At 70.5% G+C, this 17775-nt stretch carries 19 protein-coding genes, 1 tRNA gene and 1 pseudogene; 6 read left to right on the plus strand and 15 right to left on the minus strand.

Going from position 1 to position 17775, the window contains the following annotated elements; genetic code table 11:
• Positions 1-11 precede the first annotated feature (11 nt).
• The gene (locus DR046_RS13700) at positions 12-677 is read left to right on the plus strand and encodes a DUF1045 domain-containing protein (RefSeq protein ID WP_115382953.1); all 666 of its coding nucleotides are present in this window, start codon (positions 12-14) and stop codon (positions 675-677) included.
• Here the strand turns inward: DR046_RS13700 and DR046_RS13705 are convergent.
• Genes DR046_RS13705 through phnG form a run of 8 tightly spaced genes read right to left on the minus strand, consistent with a single transcriptional unit; the run spans position 614 to position 6078 of the window.
• A complete protein-coding gene (locus DR046_RS13705) occupies positions 614-1174 on the minus strand; it encodes a ribose 1,5-bisphosphate phosphokinase PhnN (RefSeq protein WP_115382954.1) in 561 nt (186 codons plus the stop codon). The genes DR046_RS13700 and DR046_RS13705 overlap by 64 nt on opposite strands.
• A complete protein-coding gene (gene phnL, locus DR046_RS13710; protein ID WP_115382955.1) occupies positions 1171-1854 on the minus strand; it encodes a phosphonate C-P lyase system protein PhnL in 684 nt (227 codons plus the stop codon). The genes DR046_RS13705 and phnL overlap by 4 nt, the downstream gene beginning before the upstream one ends.
• Positions 1851-2627: a phosphonate C-P lyase system protein PhnK gene (phnK, locus tag DR046_RS13715; RefSeq protein ID WP_115382981.1), complete on the minus strand. Its 777-nt coding sequence runs from the start codon at positions 2625-2627 to the stop codon at positions 1851-1853. Before phnK ends, phnL begins: the two co-directional genes overlap by 4 nt.
• Positions 2624-3445: an alpha-D-ribose 1-methylphosphonate 5-phosphate C-P-lyase PhnJ gene (locus DR046_RS13720; protein WP_115382956.1), complete on the minus strand. Its 822-nt coding sequence runs from the start codon at positions 3443-3445 to the stop codon at positions 2624-2626. Before DR046_RS13720 ends, phnK begins: the two co-directional genes overlap by 4 nt.
• Entirely contained in the window at positions 3442-4041 is a 600-nt protein-coding gene (locus tag DR046_RS13725) for an HAD family hydrolase (RefSeq protein ID WP_245190935.1), read from the minus strand. Before DR046_RS13725 ends, DR046_RS13720 begins: the two co-directional genes overlap by 4 nt.
• Complete coding sequence (locus DR046_RS13730) at positions 4038-5108, minus strand: carbon-phosphorus lyase complex subunit (protein ID WP_115382957.1); 1071 nt, start codon at positions 5106-5108, stop codon at positions 4038-4040. Before DR046_RS13730 ends, DR046_RS13725 begins: the two co-directional genes overlap by 4 nt.
• Positions 5108-5650, minus strand: a complete 543-nt coding sequence (gene phnH, locus DR046_RS13735; protein WP_115382958.1) for a phosphonate C-P lyase system protein PhnH — start codon at positions 5648-5650, stop codon at positions 5108-5110. Before phnH ends, DR046_RS13730 begins: the two co-directional genes overlap by 1 nt.
• Positions 5650-6078, minus strand: a complete 429-nt coding sequence (gene phnG, locus DR046_RS13740; protein WP_115382959.1) for a phosphonate C-P lyase system protein PhnG — start codon at positions 6076-6078, stop codon at positions 5650-5652. The genes phnH and phnG overlap by 1 nt, the downstream gene beginning before the upstream one ends.
• A 69-nt stretch (positions 6079-6147) precedes the next feature.
• Here phnG and phnF point away from each other — a divergent pair, with 69 nt between their 5' ends.
• A complete protein-coding gene (gene phnF, locus DR046_RS13745; protein WP_245190936.1) occupies positions 6148-6882 on the plus strand; it encodes a phosphonate metabolism transcriptional regulator PhnF in 735 nt (244 codons plus the stop codon).
• A gap of 8 nt (positions 6883-6890) precedes the next feature.
• Here the strand turns inward: phnF and DR046_RS13750 are convergent, their stop codons facing one another.
• The 6 genes from DR046_RS13750 to DR046_RS13775 form a co-directional block, all read right to left on the minus strand.
• A complete protein-coding gene (locus DR046_RS13750) occupies positions 6891-7508 on the minus strand; it encodes an LbetaH domain-containing protein (RefSeq protein ID WP_115382961.1) in 618 nt (205 codons plus the stop codon).
• Between the two features lie 371 nt (positions 7509-7879).
• Positions 7880-9184, minus strand: a complete 1305-nt coding sequence (gene phnE / locus DR046_RS13755) for a phosphonate ABC transporter, permease protein PhnE (protein ID WP_115382962.1) — start codon at positions 9182-9184, stop codon at positions 7880-7882.
• Positions 9181-10032, minus strand: a complete 852-nt coding sequence (phnE, locus tag DR046_RS13760) for a phosphonate ABC transporter, permease protein PhnE (protein WP_115382963.1) — start codon at positions 10030-10032, stop codon at positions 9181-9183. Before phnE (DR046_RS13760) ends, phnE (DR046_RS13755) begins: the two co-directional genes overlap by 4 nt.
• 202 nt (positions 10033-10234) lie before the next feature.
• The gene (gene phnD, locus DR046_RS13765; protein WP_115382964.1) at positions 10235-11149 is read right to left on the minus strand and encodes a phosphonate ABC transporter substrate-binding protein; all 915 of its coding nucleotides are present in this window, start codon (positions 11147-11149) and stop codon (positions 10235-10237) included.
• A 46-nt stretch (positions 11150-11195) separates the two neighbouring features.
• Positions 11196-12020, minus strand: a complete 825-nt coding sequence (gene phnC, locus DR046_RS13770; protein WP_115382965.1) for a phosphonate ABC transporter ATP-binding protein — start codon at positions 12018-12020, stop codon at positions 11196-11198.
• Between the two features lie 498 nt (positions 12021-12518).
• On the minus strand, positions 12519-13406 hold the full coding sequence (locus tag DR046_RS13775) for a UTP--glucose-1-phosphate uridylyltransferase (RefSeq protein WP_115382966.1): 888 nt from the start codon (positions 13404-13406) through the stop codon (positions 12519-12521).
• Between the two features lie 335 nt (positions 13407-13741).
• Between DR046_RS13775 and DR046_RS13780 the strand changes: the two genes are divergently transcribed.
• The 4 genes and pseudogenes from DR046_RS13780 to DR046_RS24865 all read left to right on the plus strand — a co-directional run.
• Positions 13742-14884, plus strand: coding sequence for an NAD(P)H-dependent glycerol-3-phosphate dehydrogenase (locus tag DR046_RS13780; RefSeq protein ID WP_115382967.1), 1143 nt, complete (start codon positions 13742-13744; stop codon positions 14882-14884).
• On the plus strand, positions 14881-15657 hold the full coding sequence (locus tag DR046_RS13785; RefSeq protein WP_115382968.1) for an HAD-IIB family hydrolase: 777 nt from the start codon (positions 14881-14883) through the stop codon (positions 15655-15657). The genes DR046_RS13780 and DR046_RS13785 overlap by 4 nt, the downstream gene beginning before the upstream one ends.
• A 12-nt stretch (positions 15658-15669) precedes the next feature.
• The gene (ggpS, locus tag DR046_RS13790) at positions 15670-17163 is read left to right on the plus strand and encodes a glucosylglycerol-phosphate synthase (protein WP_115382969.1); all 1494 of its coding nucleotides are present in this window, start codon (positions 15670-15672) and stop codon (positions 17161-17163) included.
• 187 nt (positions 17164-17350) lie between these two features.
• Positions 17351-17650: pseudogene (locus DR046_RS24865) on the plus strand (integrase core domain-containing protein); the annotation flags it as partial.
• A gap of 4 nt (positions 17651-17654) precedes the next feature.
• Here DR046_RS24865 and DR046_RS13800 read toward each other — a convergent pair.
• Positions 17655-17731, minus strand: a tRNA-Met gene (locus tag DR046_RS13800).
• Positions 17732-17775: the final 44 nt, after the last annotated feature.

Consider the following 17775-nt stretch of genomic DNA (forward strand, 5'->3'; position numbering starts at 1 on the left):
CGGAGAGGGAAATGGACTGGACGCGCTACGCGATCTACTGGCTGCCCGGCGGCGACCTGGGCCGCGCCGGGGCGGAGTGGCTGGGCTGGGACGCGCGGGCGGGCGCACCCTGCGGCGCGGGCCGTGAAGACGCCGCGACGCCCCGCCGCTACGGCTTCCACGCGACGCTGAAGCCGCCCTTCCGGCTGGCCCCGGGGAGAGCGGCCGAGGGCGTGCTGTCGGCGGCCCGCGACCTTGCGGCCCGGACGGCGCCGGTCGGGATCGGGCGCCTGTCGGTCGCCCGGCTGGGGAACTTCCTCGCACTTGTGCCCGAGACGAACCCCACCGGTCTCGCTGCGGCGCTGGTCGAAGGGCTCGACGACTTCCGCGCGCCCCCGGCCGAGGCCGAACTGGCTCGTCGCCGCGCCAGCGGGCTGGACGAGGCGGAGGAGCGGCTGCTGGCCCGCTGGGGCTACCCTTACGTGATGGAGCGGTTCCGCATGCATCTCACCCTGACCGGCCCCACGCCTGGGTCCGGGGCCGCCGAAGACGCGCAAGCTCGCTTCGACCCGCTGGCCGGGCCGCACCGGATCGAGGCGGTGTCGCTGATGGGCGAGGATGGAGAGGGGCGCTTTCATCTGATCGAGGACCTTCCGCTGGGGCGCGACAGCGCGCGCGAGGCCGCACGCACGGCTTGATCGAGCGTGCCGCCATTGTCCACCACGACGATCTCCAGCCCCTCCGGCAGGGCCGGAGCGGGTCGGGCCAGCCGGGCGGCGATGTCGGCGCCGGTCTCGCGCCCGCGATCCGACAGGCGCAGGGCCAGCACCTCGGGCGGCGCGGTCAGCTGCAGAACGGCGAAGCCCGGCAGCACCCGGGACGCCTCGGCCAGGACGCTGCGCGATAGGTTGACGAGGCCGGTCTCGCCCGGCCCGAGCGCCGCGATTTCGGCACGCGGCACGCCGTAGCGGAGACGGTGGGCCGACCAGTGCAGCGCGAAGGCACCGGCTTCGGCCATGGCCTTGAACTCCGCTTCGGTGACGGACCGGAACGGCTCGGTTTCGTCCGCCGGGCGGGTCACGACCCTTTGCAGGGCGCGGAAGCCGGGTGCCGAGGCGGCGAGCGCGGCGATCAGGCTGTCCTTGCCGACGCCGGAGGGGCCGATGACGCCGACGACCCGCGGGGCCCCGCTCACGACGCGGCCCGGGGGGCGAAGACCGAGACGTCGACCTCCCGGTCGGCGACCTCGGCGCGGGCGGGCCCGTCGTGGAAGATGCCGACGACGGCGGCGCCGCGTGCCTTGGCCTCGCGGATGAGGTCCAGCACGACGGCCCGGTTCACCGGATCCAGAGATGCGGTCGGCTCGTCCAGCAGCAGCACCGGATAGGGATGCACGAAGCCGCGCGCGATGTTCACCCGCTGCTGCTCCCCGCCCGAGAAGGTCGTGGGGGAGAGCGGCCAGAGCCGCTCGGGCAGGTTCAGCCGGGCGAGCAGCGCCTCGGCCCGCGCCCGCGCCTCCTCCTCCGGGACGCCCAGCGCGGCCAGCGGCTCGGCGACCACCTCCACGGCGGGCACGCGCGGGACGACGCGCAGGAATTGCGACACGTAGCCCAGCGTCCCCCGCCGCAGCGCCGAGACCTCGCGCGCGGAGGCGGTGGCGAGGTCCAGTCCCGCCACCACCAGCGACCCGCCGCCGGGCACGTAGTTCCCCTGCAGCAGGCGCAGCAGCGTCGACTTGCCCGAGCCCGACGCCCCCGTCAGCGCCACGCATTCGCCGGGCGCGACGGTCAGCGCCGCCTCCGTCAGGACCGGAATCTCGGCGCCGCCCTGGTTGTGCAGGACGAACCGCTTGGAGAGATGCGAGACGGAGATCATGTCGGCAGCACCGAGGAGACGAGGAGTTGCGTATAGCCGTGCTGCGGATCGTCCAGCACCCGGTCGGTCAGCCCCGTCTCGACCGCCCGCCCGTCCTTCATCACCATCAGCCGGTCGGCCAGCAGCCGCACCACGCCCAGGTCATGCGTCACCACGATGGCCGATAGCCCCATCCGCCGCACCAGCCCGCGCAGCAGGTCCAGAAGCCGGGCCTGCACGCTCACGTCCAGCCCGCCAGTCGGCTCGTCCATCAGCACCAGCTTCGGCCCCGTCACCAGCCCCCGCGCGATCTGCAGCCGCTGCTGCATCCCCCCCGAGAATTGCGAGGGCCGGTCGTCGATCCGGGCCGGGTCGATCTCGACCCGCGCCAGCCAGTCCTCGGCCGTCCGTCGGATGTCGCCGTAGTGCCGCGCGCCGCCCGCCATCAGCCGCTCGCCCACGTTGCCGCCGGCGCTCACGTTCATGCGCAGCCCGTCGCGGGCGTGCTGGTGGACGAAGGCCCATTCGGTGCGGCCCAGCCTGCGCCGCGCCGGCTCCGGCAGGGTCAGCACGTCGCGCCCGGCATAGAGCGCGGTGCCCGCATCGGCCTCCAGATGCCCGGCCAGACAGGCCAGCAGCGTCGACTTTCCCGACCCGCTCTCGCCCACGATGCCCAGCACCTCGCCCGGCCAGAGCTCGAGGTCGATGCCGGCGCAACCGATCCGCCCGCCATAGGATTTCGTGAGCCCCCGCACCGACAGCAGCGGCGGATCGCTCTCGGTCACCCCGCTCATGCCCGCCGCTCCGCGCACCAGTCCGTGTCCGAGCACTGGAACCGGCGCGTCCCCGCATCGTCGGCCACGATCTCGTCCAGATAGCTGTCCTCCGCCCCGCAAAGCGCGCAGACCCCGTCGGCCTTCGACGCCTCGAAGGGATGATCCTCGAAATCGAGCGAGACGACCCGCGTATGCGGCGGGATCGCGTAGATCCGCTGTTCCCGCCCCGCGCCGAAGAGCTGGATCGCCGGGCTTTCGAGCTTCGGGTTGTCGAAGCGCGGGATCGGCGAGGGATCGAAGACGTAGCGGTCGTTCACCATCGCCGGATAGGCGTAGGAGGTCGCGATGGCGCCGTGCCGCGCGATATCCTCGTAAAGCTTCACGTGCATCAGGCCGTATTCCTCCAGGGCGTGCATCCGCCGCGTCTCGGTCTCGCGCGGTTCCAGGAAGCGAAGGGGCTCGGGGATGGGCACCTGATAGACGAGGATCTGATCCTCGCGCAGCGGCGTCTCGGGGATGCGGTGGCGGGTCTGGATGATGCTGGCCTTCGCGGTCCGCGTCGTCGTCGCGACCCCGGCCACGCGGGCGAAGAAGGCGCGGATCGAGACGGCGTTGGTCGTATCGTCGGCGCCCTGGTCGATGACCTTCAGCACGTCCTTGGGCATGAGGCAGGCCGCCGTCACCTGCACGCCGCCGGTGCCCCAGCCACAGGGCATCGGCATCTCGCGGCTGGCGAATGGCACCTGATAGCCCGGCACGGCCAGCCCCTTCAGGATCGCCCGGCGGATCATCTTCTTCGTCGGCTCGTCGAGATAGGCGAAGTTGTAGTCGGTCACAGCAGGCCCCTCTCGACAAGGGCGGCGCGGAACGCCTCGGCGGTGGAGAAATGGATGCCGTCCATCCCGACGGCCCGCGCGCCCTCGACGTTGTGCAGCCCGTCGTCGACGAAGACGCAGGCCTCGGGCGCCAGCCCCGCCCGGTCGCAGAGCAGGCGGAAGATGCGCGGGTCGGGCTTGACCATCCCCTCGCGCCCAGAAACGACCAGCGTTCCGAAGACCTCGGCCAGCCGGGGATGGGCCTTCAGCCCCTCGGGCCAGGTTTCCGCCGACCAGTTGGTGATGGCATGGGTCGCGACGCCCGCGGCCTGCAGTTCGTCCAGCACCGCCCAGGTGCCGGGCACCGCATCCCGGACCGTGCGGACATAGAGCGACGGATAGGCCGCCAGCAGCCGCGCATCCTCGGGGTCGTCCAGCTCCGCCGCCATCTCCGCAAAGGTCGCGCCGCCGTCGCCGCGCAGGTTGCGCGCCGCAAAGCCGATGCGGTCCATGAACTCCCGCGCGCCCTGCTCGCCCAGCTCCGGGCTCCAGGCGAGATGGGGCTTCCAGTCGACCAGCACCCCGCCGATATCGAAGACCACCGCTGACAGGGTCATTCCGCCGCCTCCCGCGTCTGTGCCGCCGCCCGCCGCAGCCGCCGGATCAACTCCAGCTCGGCCTGGAAATCGACGTAATGCGGCAGCTTGATATGCTCCAGGAACCCGGTCGCCTGGATGTTGTCGGCATGGGCCAGCACGAACTCCTCGTCCTGCGCGGGGGCACCGACGAAGTCCTCGCCCAGCTCCCGCCATTGCAGGGCGCGGTCGACCAGCGACATGGAGATGGCCTTGCGCTCGCAGGCGCCCAGCGTCAGCCCGTAGCCGCGGGTGAACTGCGGCGGCTCCGTCTTCGATCCGGTGAACTGGTTCACGGTCTCGCATTCGGTCACGCTGATCTCGGCGAAGGCCACGGAGAAGCCCAGCTCCGGCAGGTCGATCTCGACCTCGACGGCGCCGAGGCGCAACTCGCCCACGAAGGCATGGGTGCGCCCGTAGCCCCGCTGCGTCGAGTAGGCGAGGCCGAGCAGGAAGCCCTCGTCGGCCCGCGCCAGCGCCTGAAGCCGGAGCGCGCGGCAGGCGGGCAGAGCGAGCGGCTCGCGCGTCAGGTCGGGCGGTGAGGTGTCGCCGCGCGGCTCGTCGCGCAACAGCCCCTCGCGGCCCAGATGGTCGGACACGCGCGGGCGCAGGGGCGGCGCGGCCTCGGCCAAGGCGGCGGGGTCGGCGCCCGCGGCCTCTGCGAAGTCGATCAGCCGGTGGGTGTAGTCGAAGGTCGGGCCGAGGACCTGTCCGCCGGGAATGTCCTTGAACGTCGCCGAGACGCGCCGGTCGCAGGCCATCGCCCCGGTATCGATCGGGCGCGACGCGCCCAGCCGCGGCAGGGTCGTGCGGTAGGCGCGGATCAGGAAGACGGCCTCGATCAGGTCCCCGCGCGCCTGACGCAGCGCCAGCGCGGCAAGCTCGGGGTCGTAGAGCGACCCCTCGGACATGACACGGGCGACGACCAGGGCCAGCTGCGAAGCGATCTGGTCGACATCGAGCAGAGCGCCCCTGCCCCGCCTCTCCTCGGCGAGCCAGCTATGGGCGGCGGCGATGGCCTCCTCCCCGCCCTTGGCGGCGACATACATCAGGCGTCCTCCGGGTGGATGCGCGTCGAGCGCGGCAGCGCCGCGAGCCGGTCCCCGCAGCTCAGGATCAGGTCGACTCCCAGCGGGTAGAGCGCGGCATTGGCGGCCAGCGCCCGCGCGTCCGGCAGGGGCAGCCGCGACTCGGTCTCGATGCCCGGCCCGGTCAGGCGGGTGCCGGACCCGTCGAGCCGCGGCACCTCGACGATCAGGGTGGTGCTCCGGTCGGGATAGTCGGGCGTGCCGACAGGCCAATCGCCCAGCGGGGCCAGCGCATCCCACGGGCCGACGGCGAAGGCCGCCTCAGCCCGGGTCGCGGCGACGGGCGCGCCGGTGTGGAAGACCAGCCAGTCGTGCCCGTGCGCCAGCCAGACCGGCGTCGTTTGGTCGGCCAGCACCAGAAGCGTCGCCGCGGCGGCGGGCGACAGCCCTTCGGGCGCGGGGGCGGCGACCTCGTGGACGGTGCCGGGGCGCGCCATGGCCTGCATGATCGCCCGGAAGGCGCGGGCGGAGTCGGTGGGGGGATCGGCGAAGGCGGGCTGCATCAGTCCTCTCCCCGGACCATGGTCTCGAAATCGACGCGCGTGGCCTCGGCCTTGCGGGCACGGTCGTGGCGGCGGGCGGCCTCTGCGGCGGCGAGCGGCTCGACGACCACCCGCCGCACCTCGGCCGCGCGGGGGCCCTGCAGCAGAAGGTCGAGCCAGGCGGCGCGCGCCGCGTGGTCTTGATCACGGCCCTGCACGATGGCATGACCCTCGGCCTCCCCGTCGCGCAAGGCGCAGCGGGTGGCGGTGACTTCGCCGAGGTTGAAGGGGGCGCCGGTGCCGCCGGCGCGGCCGCGGACCATGACGCTGCCGGTCTCGGGGGGGCGCAGCCAGTCGGGCGCGGGCATCGGGCCGAGGTGGCCCGCAAGCGCCTGCAACTCCTCCGGCTTCGCCCGTCCGAACAGGCCTATCCAGTCTTTTCTCTGCATCGCGACTCGGTCTCTTCGGGCCCTATATGGCGTCTCGACAGGCCTTTTATCGACAACTATACAACTTTCATGGCGATGGACAGTGAAACTTCGGTGACGGGACGCGGCATGTGGACTGCCATCGCGGATGTGCTGCGCGGCGAGATCGCGGAAGGGGCGCGGGCGCCGGGCGACCGGCTGCCGACCGAGGCGCGGCTCGCCGCGCGGTTCGGGGTCAACCGGCACACGGTGCGGCGCGCGATCGCCGCGCTGGTCGAGGAGGGGCTGGTGCGCACGCGGCGCGGGGCCGGCGCCTTCGTGGCGGAGGCGCCGACGGAGTACCCGATCGGCGCGCGCGTCCGCTTCCGCCGCGCGATGGAAGCGGCAGGGCGCGTGCCGGGCAAGCGCCTGCTGTCAACCGAGACCCGGCCCGCGAGCGCCGCCGAGGCGGCGCCGCTGGGCCTGCAGGCGGGCGACCTGATCCACGTCACCGACGGGCTCGCCATGGCGGACGGGGCGCCGGTCGCGCTGTTCCATTCGACCTACCCGGCCGCGCGGATGCCGGCGCTGGTGGAGGCGCTGACGCGGCTCGGCTCGGTGACCGAGGCGCTCGCCGCCTGCGGGGTGGCGGACTATGTGCGCGTCTCGACCCGGATCGCGGCCACGGCGGCCACGCCGATCGAGGCGGGGCACCTGAACCTCGCCCCCGGTGCGCCGCTGCTGGTGTCGGAGGCGGTCAATACGGATCTGAACGGCCGACCCGTCGAGTTCGGCGTGACGCGCTTTGCCGGCGAGCGTATTGCCCTGACATTACACCATTCCTGAGCGGCAGCTCACTCGTGGCGTTCGAGGAACGCCTCGGCCGGGAACCTGCGGAAATCGTCGAGCGCGGCGCGCAGCCGCTCATGCGGCCAGTCCCACCAGGCGAGCGCCATCAACCGTTCGGCAATGCGCTCGGGCAGGCGGGGGCGCAGCGGTCGCGCGGGCACGCCCGCGACGATCCAGTAGGGCGGCACGTCCTTCGTGACGACCGCGCCCGAGGCGACGACGGCCCCGTGGCCCACGGTCACCTCGGGCTTCACCAGCGCCTGCGCGCCGATCCAGGTGTCGTGGCCCAGCACGGCGATCCGGCTGCGTCGGAGGGCGAACCAGTCGTGATCGGGTTCGGCGTCGTCCCAGTAATCGGCGGAGCGGTAGTGGAAGTGATGGAGCGACGCCTTCTCCATCGGGTGATCGGTCGCGCCGATCCGGGAATGGGCGGCGATGTTGGCGAACTTGCCGATGCGCGCGTTGGCGATGTCGGCGTAGCGGTCGCAATAGGAATAGTCGTCGAGCGAGGAATGGGCGACGCGGGAGCCGCGGCCGATCTCGACATAGGCGCCGAAGCTGCAGTCGTCGGTGATCTCGACATCGGGGTGGAGGAAGGGGGCGTCGTGGGAGAGGCGGGGCATGACAACTAGACAGGTTTTGGCCGGTTCTGGCGGTTCTGGTTGGAATCGGCGTCGGATTCCAGGGGTGATCTGCGGGTGACGGACGGGTGACCCGCGTCATACGTCATTTTCGCACGGATGGGCGGCTTCTGTGCGCCTCCGACGTCGAGCCGACGACCCCGCGCGAAACAGCATCCGGCAAAGCCGGATGCCGCGCATCGCCGGGCCGCCCCCCGGCCCGGCGATCTGGCGACGCTCGGCGCGTAGCTCGTAGGTCTTCCTGACCTGATTGGCATAAAGCGCACCGCTCCGCGGTCGGATCGCCGCGCCGCGGCCCGTCGATGCGCTCCCTCACCGGCGGGCCGGATGATTGGTGGGCGCCGGATCGGCGCTCACCCACGGATCAGCCGCCGCCGCAGCCAACCGGAGATCGAGTCCATCGCGAAGACCATCAGCACCACCAGCAGGACGTAATAGGTGACCTCCTCCCAGTCCTTCTGGGTGATGATCGCCTGCGTCAGCAGCAGCCCGATGCCGCCGCCGGTGATGGCGCCGATCACGGTCGCCGACCGCGTGTTCGATTCGAGATAGTAGAGCACCTGCGCCAGCAGCACCGGCAGAAGCTGCGGGATGACGCCGAAGCGGGCGCGCAGGACGGCGCCGGCGCCGGTGGAGCGGACGCCCTCGATCTGGCGGCGGTCGACGTTTTCCAGCGCCTCGGAGAAGAGCTTGCCAAAGCTGCCCGTATCGGTGAGCAGGATGGCGAGCGTGCCGGTCAGCGGACCGGGACCGAAGGCGCGGCTGAGAACGATGGTCCAGATCAGGCCGTCCACGCCGCGCAGGAAGTCGAAGAGACGCCGCGAGAAGAACCTGACCAGCGCCAGCGGGGTGAAGCCCCGGGCGGCCAGGAAGGACAGCGGCAGGGCGATCATCGCCGCGCCCATCGTGCCGAGGAAGGCCATCAGGATCGTCTCGAACAGGGCCCAGGCGACCTCGGCATGGCGCCACATGTCGTTGGTCCAGAACTCTTCCCAGATCGCCCCCGCCTCGCCGCCGAAGGCAGCGGTGGTCAGGGCGCCGAGGCCGAACCCGTGATAGGGGCTGTCGAGGGTGAAGAAGAAGAGCTCCCACCCCGCGAAGTAGCGGAAGACCTCGGTCCGGTTGCGGGTGACGATGAAGCGCCCGGCCTCGGTATCGGCCACGATGCGGTTGCGGCTGGCGTTGATCCAGTCGGGCACGGGGCCGTCGGGCAGCGTGGCGTCGACGCCGCGGCTGCGGGACGGCTGCGCGAAGATCGTGCCGTAGCCGGGGACGGCATATTCGGTCGCGTTATCGGGACCGAAGGTGACGACATGGCCGCCGCCGAGGTCGATCACCGTGGTCTCGCCCAGGCTGACCCAGGCGGGAGACTCGCCCTCCGGGTAGCGGCCCTTGCGCTCGCCCTCGACAGAGACCTCGATGCTGCCGTCGCGGTTGTCGCGGCTCACATGGACCTTGTGGGTGACCATGTCCGAGACGAGGATGCGGGCATTGTCGGCATTCGCGTCGCGGATCAGGGCGGGCCCCTCGAAGGCGAAGAAGATGTAGACGAGATAGGCCAGCAGCAGCGCGGGCAGCCCGATCAGCCACAGCCGGGCGCGGGCGAAATGGCTTTCGGCGGCGGCGTAGCGGCCGGCATGGTCGGCGAGGGCGGTCACAGCGCGGCTCCCTTGGTGAGACGCTCGCGGATGGCGGAGCCGATCTGGTCGACGATCACGATGGTCGCGAAGAGAAGGATGAAGATCGCCGCCGCCTCGGCGAAGCGGCCCTGCCCCCAGGACATGGCGTTGCGCAGATCGTAGCCGATGCCGCCCGCGCCCACGAAGCCCAGGATGGCGGAGGCGCGGATGTTGATCTCGAAGCGCAGCAGCGCATAGCTGAGCCAGTTCGGCGCGACCTGCGGCAGCACCCCGAAGAGCATCCGCTGCGGCCAACTCGCCCCGACCGAGCGCAGGCCCTCGACAGCGCCGAGCGGCGCGTTCTCGGCCACCTCGGAGAAAAGCTTGCCCAGCGCGCCGGTGGTGTGGAGCGCGATGGCGATCATGGCGGGGACCGGACCGCCGCCCAGCACGAAGATCAGGATCAGGGCGATGACGATCTCGGGCACCGCGCGCAGCGTGTCGAGCAGGCGGCGGATCGGGGCCACAGCCCAGGGCGCCGGGGCGAGGCCGCGCGTCACGAGGAAGGCAAGGGCTGCGGCGATCGCGGCGCCGATCAGCGTGGCGGCGGCGGCGATGTTCACCGTCTCGGCCAGCGAGGGCAGGTAGCGGATCACGAGGCCCGGAAGCTCGGGCGCGCGGGCGATGGCCTCGGTCACGACGTCGGCGGGGAAGTCGAAGACGTTGGGAATGCCCTGCAGGAAGCCGCCGGCATTGCGGTCGTTGGCCGTCAGGAAACCGGCGACGAGCAGCAGGACGAAGATCAGCAGGCCGGTGGCGGTCCAGAGGCGCTTGGTGCGCAGCTGGGCGTCGTAGGCGGCGTGGAGGTCGGTGAGGCTGGCGGTCATGCTGGGTCCGGTCGGGCTCGTGTCGTCCCCGCGTCTGACCCGGGGACGCATGCAGGCGGGTTGGGTCCCCGGGTCGTGCGAGAGGAAGGCGAGGCAAGGGGCGCGCAGTGCTGCGCCCCTCGCCGTCGGTCAGGCCGGGGCTCCGCCCGTTCGCGCCTCGAAAGGTCCACTGGACCTTTCGCCGCCACGGGCGGACCGGCGCTCACCCACCAATCTCGCGGCGGCGGACTTCGATGATGGTCTCGTAGGCCTCGTGGCCGATCGGCTGGAAGCCGGCCGTCTCGCCTGCGGCGACGCCGTAGGCGCAGTCCTGGTCGGTCTCGTGGAGGTTGGCGACGAGGTCGGTCATCGTGGCCTTCACCTCCTCGGGGAGGGTGGAGCGCAGGACGATGGGGCCCTCGGGGATCGGGTTGGAGCGCCAGATCTCGACGAGGTCGTTCATGTCGACGATGCCGGAGTCGGATGCGCGGCGCAGCGCGCCCGAGTTGTAGCCGTCTTCCCAGTCGCCGAGGCCGTCGGCCCAGGTCACGCCGCCGTCGACATCGCCGTTGGCGACCGCGACGATGGTCTGCTCGTGACCGCCGGTGAACTTCACCTCGCCGAAGTAGTCGCCGTTCTCCATCGTGGCGCCGGTGGCGTTCGGGATCTCGACCGAGGGGATCAGGTAGCCGGAGGTGGAGTTGGGGTCGCCGAAGCCGAAGACCTTGCCCTTCATGTCCTCGAGCGAGGCGATGCCGCTGTCGGCGCGGGCGAAGCCGATCGAGTGGTAGGAGAAGGAGCCGTCGAGGTTGGTCTTGACCAGCACCGGCTCCACCGCCTGCGCGTCCTGCAGGTAGATCGCGGCATAGGCCGAGGCGCCCAGCCAGGCCATGTCGAGCGTGCCGCCGAGCAGGCCCTGGATCACGCCGTTGTAGTCGGCGGGGGTGAAGATGTTCACGTCGGAGACGTCGAGGCCGAGGGCCTCGGCGGCGTATTCGGCGAGGCACTGGTTCGCGGTCAGGCGGTCCTGCGCGTTTTCGCCGCCGAGAACGCCGATGTTGAACTGGGACACCTCCTGCGCGAAGGCGGGCGCGGCGAGGGCGGTGGTGGCGGCAAGGGCCAGAAGCGTCTTGGTCATGGATCTCTCTCTGGTCATGTGCCCCGCGCGGGGGCGGTTTCACACGTCAGACGGCGGCCTTGGCCTGATGTCTCAGCGCCTGGGCGGTCGTCTCGGTGTCTCGGATCTCGGTCGAGGTGGCGGCCTCGGAGAAATCGGCGCCCGCCCCGTAGATGTCGCGGGCGACCCCGGTGGTGAGCTGCGCGGGCGTGCCGTCGAACACGACGCGGCCGTCCCGCATGCCGATCACGCGGTCGCAGTAGCGCCGCGCCGTATCCAGCGTGTGCAGGTTGCAGATGACGGTGCGGCCATCCTCCTCGTGGATGGCGCGAAGGCTCTCCATCACGATCTGCGCGTTCATCGGGTCGAGCGAGGCGATGGGCTCGTCGGCGAGGATGATCCTCGGGTCCTGCATCAGCGCGCGGGCGATGGCGACGCGCTGCTGCTGGCCGCCGGACAGGGCCTCGGCCCGCTTGGCGGCGTGGTCCTCGATGCCGAGCCGGGCGAGGATGTCGATGGCGCGGTGGACGTCCTCGCGCGGCCAGAGCGCAAAGAGAGCGCGCGCGGTGGAGCGGCGGTTGAGCGTGCCGTGCAGCACGTTCGACACCACGTCCATCCGCGGGACGAGGTTGAACTGCTGGAAGATCATCGCGCAATCGGCCTGCCAGGCGCGGGCCTTCGCGCCGGTCAGGGCCGTGACCTCCCGCCCCTCGTAGGCGATGCGGCCCTCGGAGGGGCGTTCGAGCAGGTTGAGCATCCGAAGCAGCGTCGACTTGCCCGCCCCGGACCGCCCGATCACGCCGACCATCATCGGACGTTCGAAGGACAGGGCCACGGCATCCACGGCCGTGGCGGCGCCGAACCTCTTGGTGAGGCGTTCGATGGTCAACATGGCAGAGCGGTCCCCCGAGCGCGGTTCGGGGGCACGCATCGGGGGCGTCGGGAAAGGTTTCGTGACGCTCCTGCTACAATTGGATGACGATGCGGGCGCGGGCCCCGGGTGTGGTGGAGGAGCGGGCGCCGCGCCTGGAAATTCAGCAAGACAGGGACGGGGACGGGCCGTCGGCCGCGCGATGCGGCTGGTCGGCGCGCCATCGCGGCCGGATCCCGTCAGTCGCGAAAGGAGGATCTGCGGGGCATGCGCCCGGTCTCGTCAGGTCGCCGGACCCAGCCCGGCGGTCCGCACTGCGGCGGTTGGCGCGCATGGTCCGGTGGATGGCCGGGTCGCGCCCGGCCATGACGGCAGGGCGTGGGGGACTTCCTGCTCGCGGTGGGGCGCTTCGGGCGTCGTCAGCAAGCCGTCATTGCAGAGGCATCGCCGAACGAGCGGCCCCGGCCGCGAAGGTCCTGGCCCGAGAACGCTCGCGCGACTCCGGGCGTTCGACGGTCCTCAGGCCGCGCGGGCGGCGGCGCGATGGCCGGCCTCGGCCAGCACCGCCCGGCATTCGGGGTCCTCGGCGGCGAGGTGCAGGATCGCGCGCAGCATCCCCGCCTTGGAGCCGCAGTCGAACCGCGTACCCGAAAAGCGGAAGCCGGAGAGGCCGACCCGCTCCTTCCCGCTGGCGATGGCGTCGGTAAGCTGGATCTCGCCCTTGGCGCCCGGGGCCTGCACCGCGAGGTCGTCGAAGATCGACGGGTCGAGCACGTAGCGGCCGACCACCGCCTCGCAGGAGGGCGCGTCCTCGGGCGCGGGCTTCTCGACCATGCCGTCGGCGGTCAGCAGGCGGCCCGAGCCGCCGGTCGTGGAGAGGATGCCGTATTTCTCGGTCTCATCGCGGTCGACGGTCATCGTCGCGACCATATGGCCGGCGGTGGCGGGATCGTAGGCCTCGATCATCTCGGCGAGGCAGCCCCGGCCCACGATCAGGTCGTCGGGAAGGATCACCGCGACCGGACCGGGCAGTGCGTGGTCGCGGGCGCAGAGCACCGCATGGCCGAGGCCCAGCGGCTCGTCCTGCATCGTGAAGACGACGTCGTCGGTGTCCGGGCAGAAGGCGGCCTCCTGCAGGTCGGCGGCAAGATCGGCCTTGCCGCGCGCCTTCAGGTCGGCGCGCAGCTTGGCGTCGTCCATCACGTGACGCTCGATCGCGGCCTTCGAGGGGTGGCTGACGAAGACCATGCGCTCGATGCCCGCCTCCTGCGCCTCGTCGATGGCATACTGGATCAGCGGCGTGTCGATGACCGGCAGAAGCTCCTTCGGGGTGGCCTTGGTGGCGGGCAGGAAACGGGTGCCGAGCCCGGCGACGGGGAAGATTGCTGTGCGAACCGATGAGGCCATGGGACGGGGTCCCTCCTGTGTTTGCTGCGGCGCAGAACCCTAGGACCCATAGCGGAATAGTCAAAAGCGACGCAAGAAAGTCGCAAACGAAATATGATTCTGCTCAGGGTTGCGACTTCGGGGCCTTTTTTCTATGCAGTGGGCGGGGTTCCGGCGTGCGGACCGGCACTCCCCTGCCGCATCGAGCGTTACTTTCGCGTCTGCGGCATTGATAAATGTATGTCGGGGAATAGGTAAGGAACCGTCACCGAACACGCCGCATCCGGCATCCGATCCCTTCGCGCCTGGGGCCGCTCCCCGGGGACCGCATCTTTTGCGCCAATCTCGAGGTCGCCATGAAACACCAGCCGATGGCCAGTCATGTCCCGCAGGATCCGGCGCGGGGATACCAGCGCGTCGCCGTGATCGGCGCGGGATCCTGGGGCACCGCGCTGGCGGCCACGCTGGCCCGCGCCGGGGTGCAGACCCGGCTCTGGGGCCGCAACCCGCAGGTCGTGGACGAGATCAACCGCGACCACCGCAACTCGGCCATGCTGCCGGGCGTGGACCTGCCCGAGACGCTCTACGGCGTGCACGAGATGTCGGACGCGCTGTCGGACGTCGAGGCCGCGCTGATCGTGGTGCCGTCGCGCAGCGTGCGCAGCGTGTCGCGCCAGGTGGCGGAGCACGCGCCCGAGGGCATCCCCGTCGCGATCTGCGCCAAGGGGATCGAGGCGGAGACGGGCCTGCTGATGTCGCAGGTCGCCGAGGAGGAGCTGAAGACCCATCCGATCGGCTGCGTCTCGGGTCCGACCTTCGCCCACGAGACGGCGCTGGGCTATCCGACCTCGGCCACGGTGGCCTTTCCCTTCACCTATGCCGACCGGCTGAAGCCGCAGGACAGCCCTGCCGTCCGCCTCGCCCTGTCGCTGACGACCGAAAGCTTCCGCGCCTATGTTTCCGACGACCTCGTCGGGGTGGAGATCGGCGGCGCAGTCAAGAACGTCGTGGCCATCGCCTGCGGGATGATGACCGGCGCGGGCTTCGCCGAGAACACGCGCGCCGCGCTCATCACCCGGGGCGTCGACGAGATGAAGCGCCTCGCCGAGGCGCTGGGCGGCCGGCGCGAGACGGTCACGGGCCTGTCGGGCATCGGCGACCTGTCGCTGACCTGCTCCAGCCCGACCTCGCGCAACATGGCGCTGGGCCAGCAGCTTGGCCAAGGCACCCCGCGCGCGGAGTGCTTCGACGGCAAGCCGATCGTCGTCGAGGGCGAGTTCAACGCCCGCTCGGTCACGGATCTCGCCCGCAAGCTAGGCGTGTCGATGCCGATCTGCGAGACCGTGCGCGCCATTCTCCATGACGGGGCCGATCTCGGCTCCGCCTTCGCCGCGCTCTGGGCGCGGCCCATCGAGGCCGAACCGCGGGCCATGGATCTCGCGTTCAGCCACCCTGCAACAGATCAGGCAATCGCAACGCTTGCAGAAAGGATCTCATGACCCGTCACGAAAAGTTCTCTTCCAAGGCCATCGGCGAAAAAGACCTCGTCCTCGCGACCGATCTCGACGGCACCTTCCTGGGTGGCACCGACGAGGAGCGCGCGCGCTTCTACGCGTGGATCGAGTCCAACCGCGACAGAGTCGGATTGATCTTCGTGACCGGGCGCGATCCGGGCTTCGTCCGCGACCTGACCCGGCGCCTGGGCGTGCCGCGTCCCGACTACGTGGTGGGCGATGTCGGCACCACCATCGCCGAGGTCGACCGCGACCACATGCTCAGCCCCATCGAGGCGCTGGAATCCGAGATCGCCAAGGCCTGGGGCGACGCGAACATGCGCGTCCAGGCGGCGCTGCACAAGGCGCCGGGCCTGACGCTGCAATCGACCGGCTTCCGCTATCGCGTCAGCTACGACCTCGACGCCGAGCGGTTCGATCCGAAGGCCCTCGACATCGTCGCGGGGCTTGGGCTCGACGCGCTGATCTCGGACAACCGCTTCTTCGACGTGCTGCCGAAGGACGTCAGCAAGGGGCCGTCGCTGCTGCGCCTCTTGACCCATCTCGACATCGACAGCCGCAGGACGCTGGTCGCGGGCGACACGCTCAACGACCTCTCCATGCTGGAGCTGGGCCTTCCCGCCGTGGCGGTGGGCGGGTCCGAGCCGGCGCTGGTCGAGAAGCTGTCCGGCCTCGACCACGTCCACCTGGCGACCGGGATCGGTGTCTCGGGCATTGCCGAGGCGATCCTCGCGAAAAACCTGCTTGCCACGAAATAAGGAGCTTCCCTGATGCCTTCCGAACTCGTGATCGTCTACCACCGTCAACCCTATGAAGAGGTCGTGGAGGACGGCAAGATCGTCTTCCGCGAGAACAAGAGCCCGAACGGGATCGTCCCGACGCTCAAGAGCTTCTTCGGCCACGTCAACCACGGCGCCTGGATCGCCTGGAAGCTGGCCGAGGACGTCAATGCGCCGGAGTTCGAGCAGAAGATCGAGATCGACGACGCCTACGGGCAGTACTCGGTCTCGCGTCTGCCGCTGACCGACCACATGGTGCGCGAATTCTATCACGTCACCTCCAAGGAGGCGTTCTGGCCGATCCTCCACTCCTTCAAGGAGCAGTACAACTACGACCCCGTCGACTGGGCGAACTACCGCGACGTGAACCGGCGCTTCGCCGAGGCCGCCGCGGCCGAGGCCGCGCCCGGCGCGCTGGTCTGGGTGCATGACTACAACCTGTGGCTGGTGCCCGGCTACCTGCGCGAGATGCGCCCGGACGTCCGGATCGCCTTCTTCCACCACACGCCCTTCCCGGCCGCCGACATGTTCAACGTGCTGCCCTGGCGCAAGGAGATCGTGCGCAGCCTGCTGGCCTGCGACGACGTCGGCTTCCACATCCCGCGCTTCGCCGCGAACTTCGCCTCGGTCGCCGAGAGCCTGTTCGACGCCAAGATCGTCGAGCGGGAGGTCGTGCCGGAGCAGTGGATCACCGAGGACACCGCCCTGACCGAGCGGACGGCGCCGGTGCGCCTGCTCTTCGAGGGGCACGAAGTGTCCGTCAGCTACACCCCGCTGGGGATCGACGGACAGTTCATCCGCGAACGCGCCGAGTCGCCCGAGACCCGGGCGACGGCCGCCGAGATCCGGCGCGACCTGGGCGACTCGCAGCTGATCCTGTCGGTCGGGCGCACCGACTACACCAAGGGCGGCACGCAGCAGCTGGAAAGCTTCGAGCGGGTGCTGGAGGCGCGGCCCGACCTGCGCGGCAAGATCCGGCTGATGCATGTCTCGGTGCAGGCCAACCGTAACATGGCGGCCTACGAGGAGATCCAGAACGAGATCGAGCAGGTCGCGGGCCGGATCAACGGGCTCTACGGCACGCTGGACTGGCAGCCGATCACCCTGATCTCGCGGGCGATCCCCTTCGCCGAGCTGGTCGCCTACTACCAGGCGGCGGACGTGGCCTGGATCACGCCGCTGGCCGACGGGATGAACCTCGTCTGCAAGGAGTTCATCGCCTCGCGTCTCGACGACGACGGCGTTCTGGTCCTGTCGGAATTCGCCGGCGCCGCGGTGGAGCTGTCGGACGCGGTGATCACCAACCCGTTCTCAAACCGCTCGATGGACCACGCGATCCTGGCCGCGATTGAGATGCCCGAGGCGGCGCGGAAGGAACGCATGTCGCGCCTGCGCGCGGCGGTCCGGCGCAACGACGTGCGCGACTGGGGCCCGGGGCGGCTGAAGATCGCCCCGCCGCCGGCGCGCCCGGTCGCGGCGGAATGACGTGAGGGGGCCGCGGCGACGCCGCGGCCCTTTTCGCCTTGGGCAGGCCAGTGGCCCGCGCTGTTGCCCCGAAGCGCGTGGATCGGTGGAGACCGGGACGCGTTACCCCTCCCCCGCACCGGGTTAGGGAGGCCAATACGGAGGACGGGAAGGTGCTACGCGTCGACGCGGCTTCGGCAGGCCTGCGGGACAAGGTTTCATAGAGAGCTCTAACGGCAGCCTGCACGAGGAGCTGCTGAACCAGCCCCCGTTAAGCGATCTCCGCGATGCCTCGGTTGCGGTCTGGGCGTGGCGGAGCGACTATGATACTTGCCTTTCGCGGTCGGCCGTCAGGAACGCCCCGATGGCCTATCTTCCAGCTCGAATCGCGCTCGACGAGAAGTCCGCGCAGGGCAGGCCCAGCCATCCACCGGACGCAGCACAGACACGCAGCTCAAACGCGAACGCCGCCCTTGGGGGCGGCATTTGTGCGTGTAGTCTTCTGTAGAATATGGTTGCGGGAGTAGGATTTGAACCTACGACCTTCAGGTTATGAGCCTGACGAGCTACCGGGCTGCTCCATCCCGCGACACTTGTTTGCGCTTTGGCCTGTGGGGGCCTGTGGGAGCGCTG

Source organism: Jannaschia formosa, from assembly GCF_003340555.1.
GTDB classification, from domain to species: domain Bacteria; phylum Pseudomonadota; class Alphaproteobacteria; order Rhodobacterales; family Rhodobacteraceae; genus Jannaschia; species Jannaschia formosa.

What these genes read in the sequence shown, in the direction of transcription:
- DR046_RS13785 (WP_115382968.1), top strand. Translation starts at nt 14,881, where the DNA reads ATGACCCGTCACGAAAAGTTCTCTTCCAAGGCCATCGGCGAAAAAGAC.
- phnD (WP_115382964.1), bottom strand. Translation starts at nt 11,149, where the DNA reads ATGACCAAGACGCTTCTGGCCCTTGCCGCCACCACCGCCCTCGCCGCG.
- phnH (WP_115382958.1), bottom strand. Translation starts at nt 5,650, where the DNA reads ATGCAGCCCGCCTTCGCCGATCCCCCCACCGACTCCGCCCGCGCCTTC.
- phnK (WP_115382981.1), bottom strand. Translation starts at nt 2,627, where the DNA reads ATGAGCGGGGTGACCGAGAGCGATCCGCCGCTGCTGTCGGTGCGGGGG.
- phnE (WP_115382963.1), bottom strand. Translation starts at nt 10,032, where the DNA reads ATGACCGCCAGCCTCACCGACCTCCACGCCGCCTACGACGCCCAGCTG.
- DR046_RS13780 (WP_115382967.1), top strand. Translation starts at nt 13,742, where the DNA reads ATGAAACACCAGCCGATGGCCAGTCATGTCCCGCAGGATCCGGCGCGG.
- phnL (WP_115382955.1), bottom strand. Translation starts at nt 1,854, where the DNA reads ATGATCTCCGTCTCGCATCTCTCCAAGCGGTTCGTCCTGCACAACCAG.
- DR046_RS13730 (WP_115382957.1), bottom strand. Translation starts at nt 5,108, where the DNA reads ATGTATGTCGCCGCCAAGGGCGGGGAGGAGGCCATCGCCGCCGCCCAT.
- DR046_RS13700 (WP_115382953.1), top strand. Translation starts at nt 12, where the DNA reads ATGGACTGGACGCGCTACGCGATCTACTGGCTGCCCGGCGGCGACCTG.
- ggpS (WP_115382969.1), top strand. Translation starts at nt 15,670, where the DNA reads ATGCCTTCCGAACTCGTGATCGTCTACCACCGTCAACCCTATGAAGAG.
- phnC (WP_115382965.1), bottom strand. Translation starts at nt 12,020, where the DNA reads ATGTTGACCATCGAACGCCTCACCAAGAGGTTCGGCGCCGCCACGGCC.
- DR046_RS13775 (WP_115382966.1), bottom strand. Translation starts at nt 13,406, where the DNA reads ATGGCCTCATCGGTTCGCACAGCAATCTTCCCCGTCGCCGGGCTCGGC.
- DR046_RS13750 (WP_115382961.1), bottom strand. Translation starts at nt 7,508, where the DNA reads ATGCCCCGCCTCTCCCACGACGCCCCCTTCCTCCACCCCGATGTCGAG.
- DR046_RS13725 (WP_245190935.1), bottom strand. Translation starts at nt 4,041, where the DNA reads ATGACCCTGTCAGCGGTGGTCTTCGATATCGGCGGGGTGCTGGTCGAC.
- phnF (WP_245190936.1), top strand. Translation starts at nt 6,148, where the DNA reads ATGGCGATGGACAGTGAAACTTCGGTGACGGGACGCGGCATGTGGACT.
- phnG (WP_115382959.1), bottom strand. Translation starts at nt 6,078, where the DNA reads ATGCAGAGAAAAGACTGGATAGGCCTGTTCGGACGGGCGAAGCCGGAG.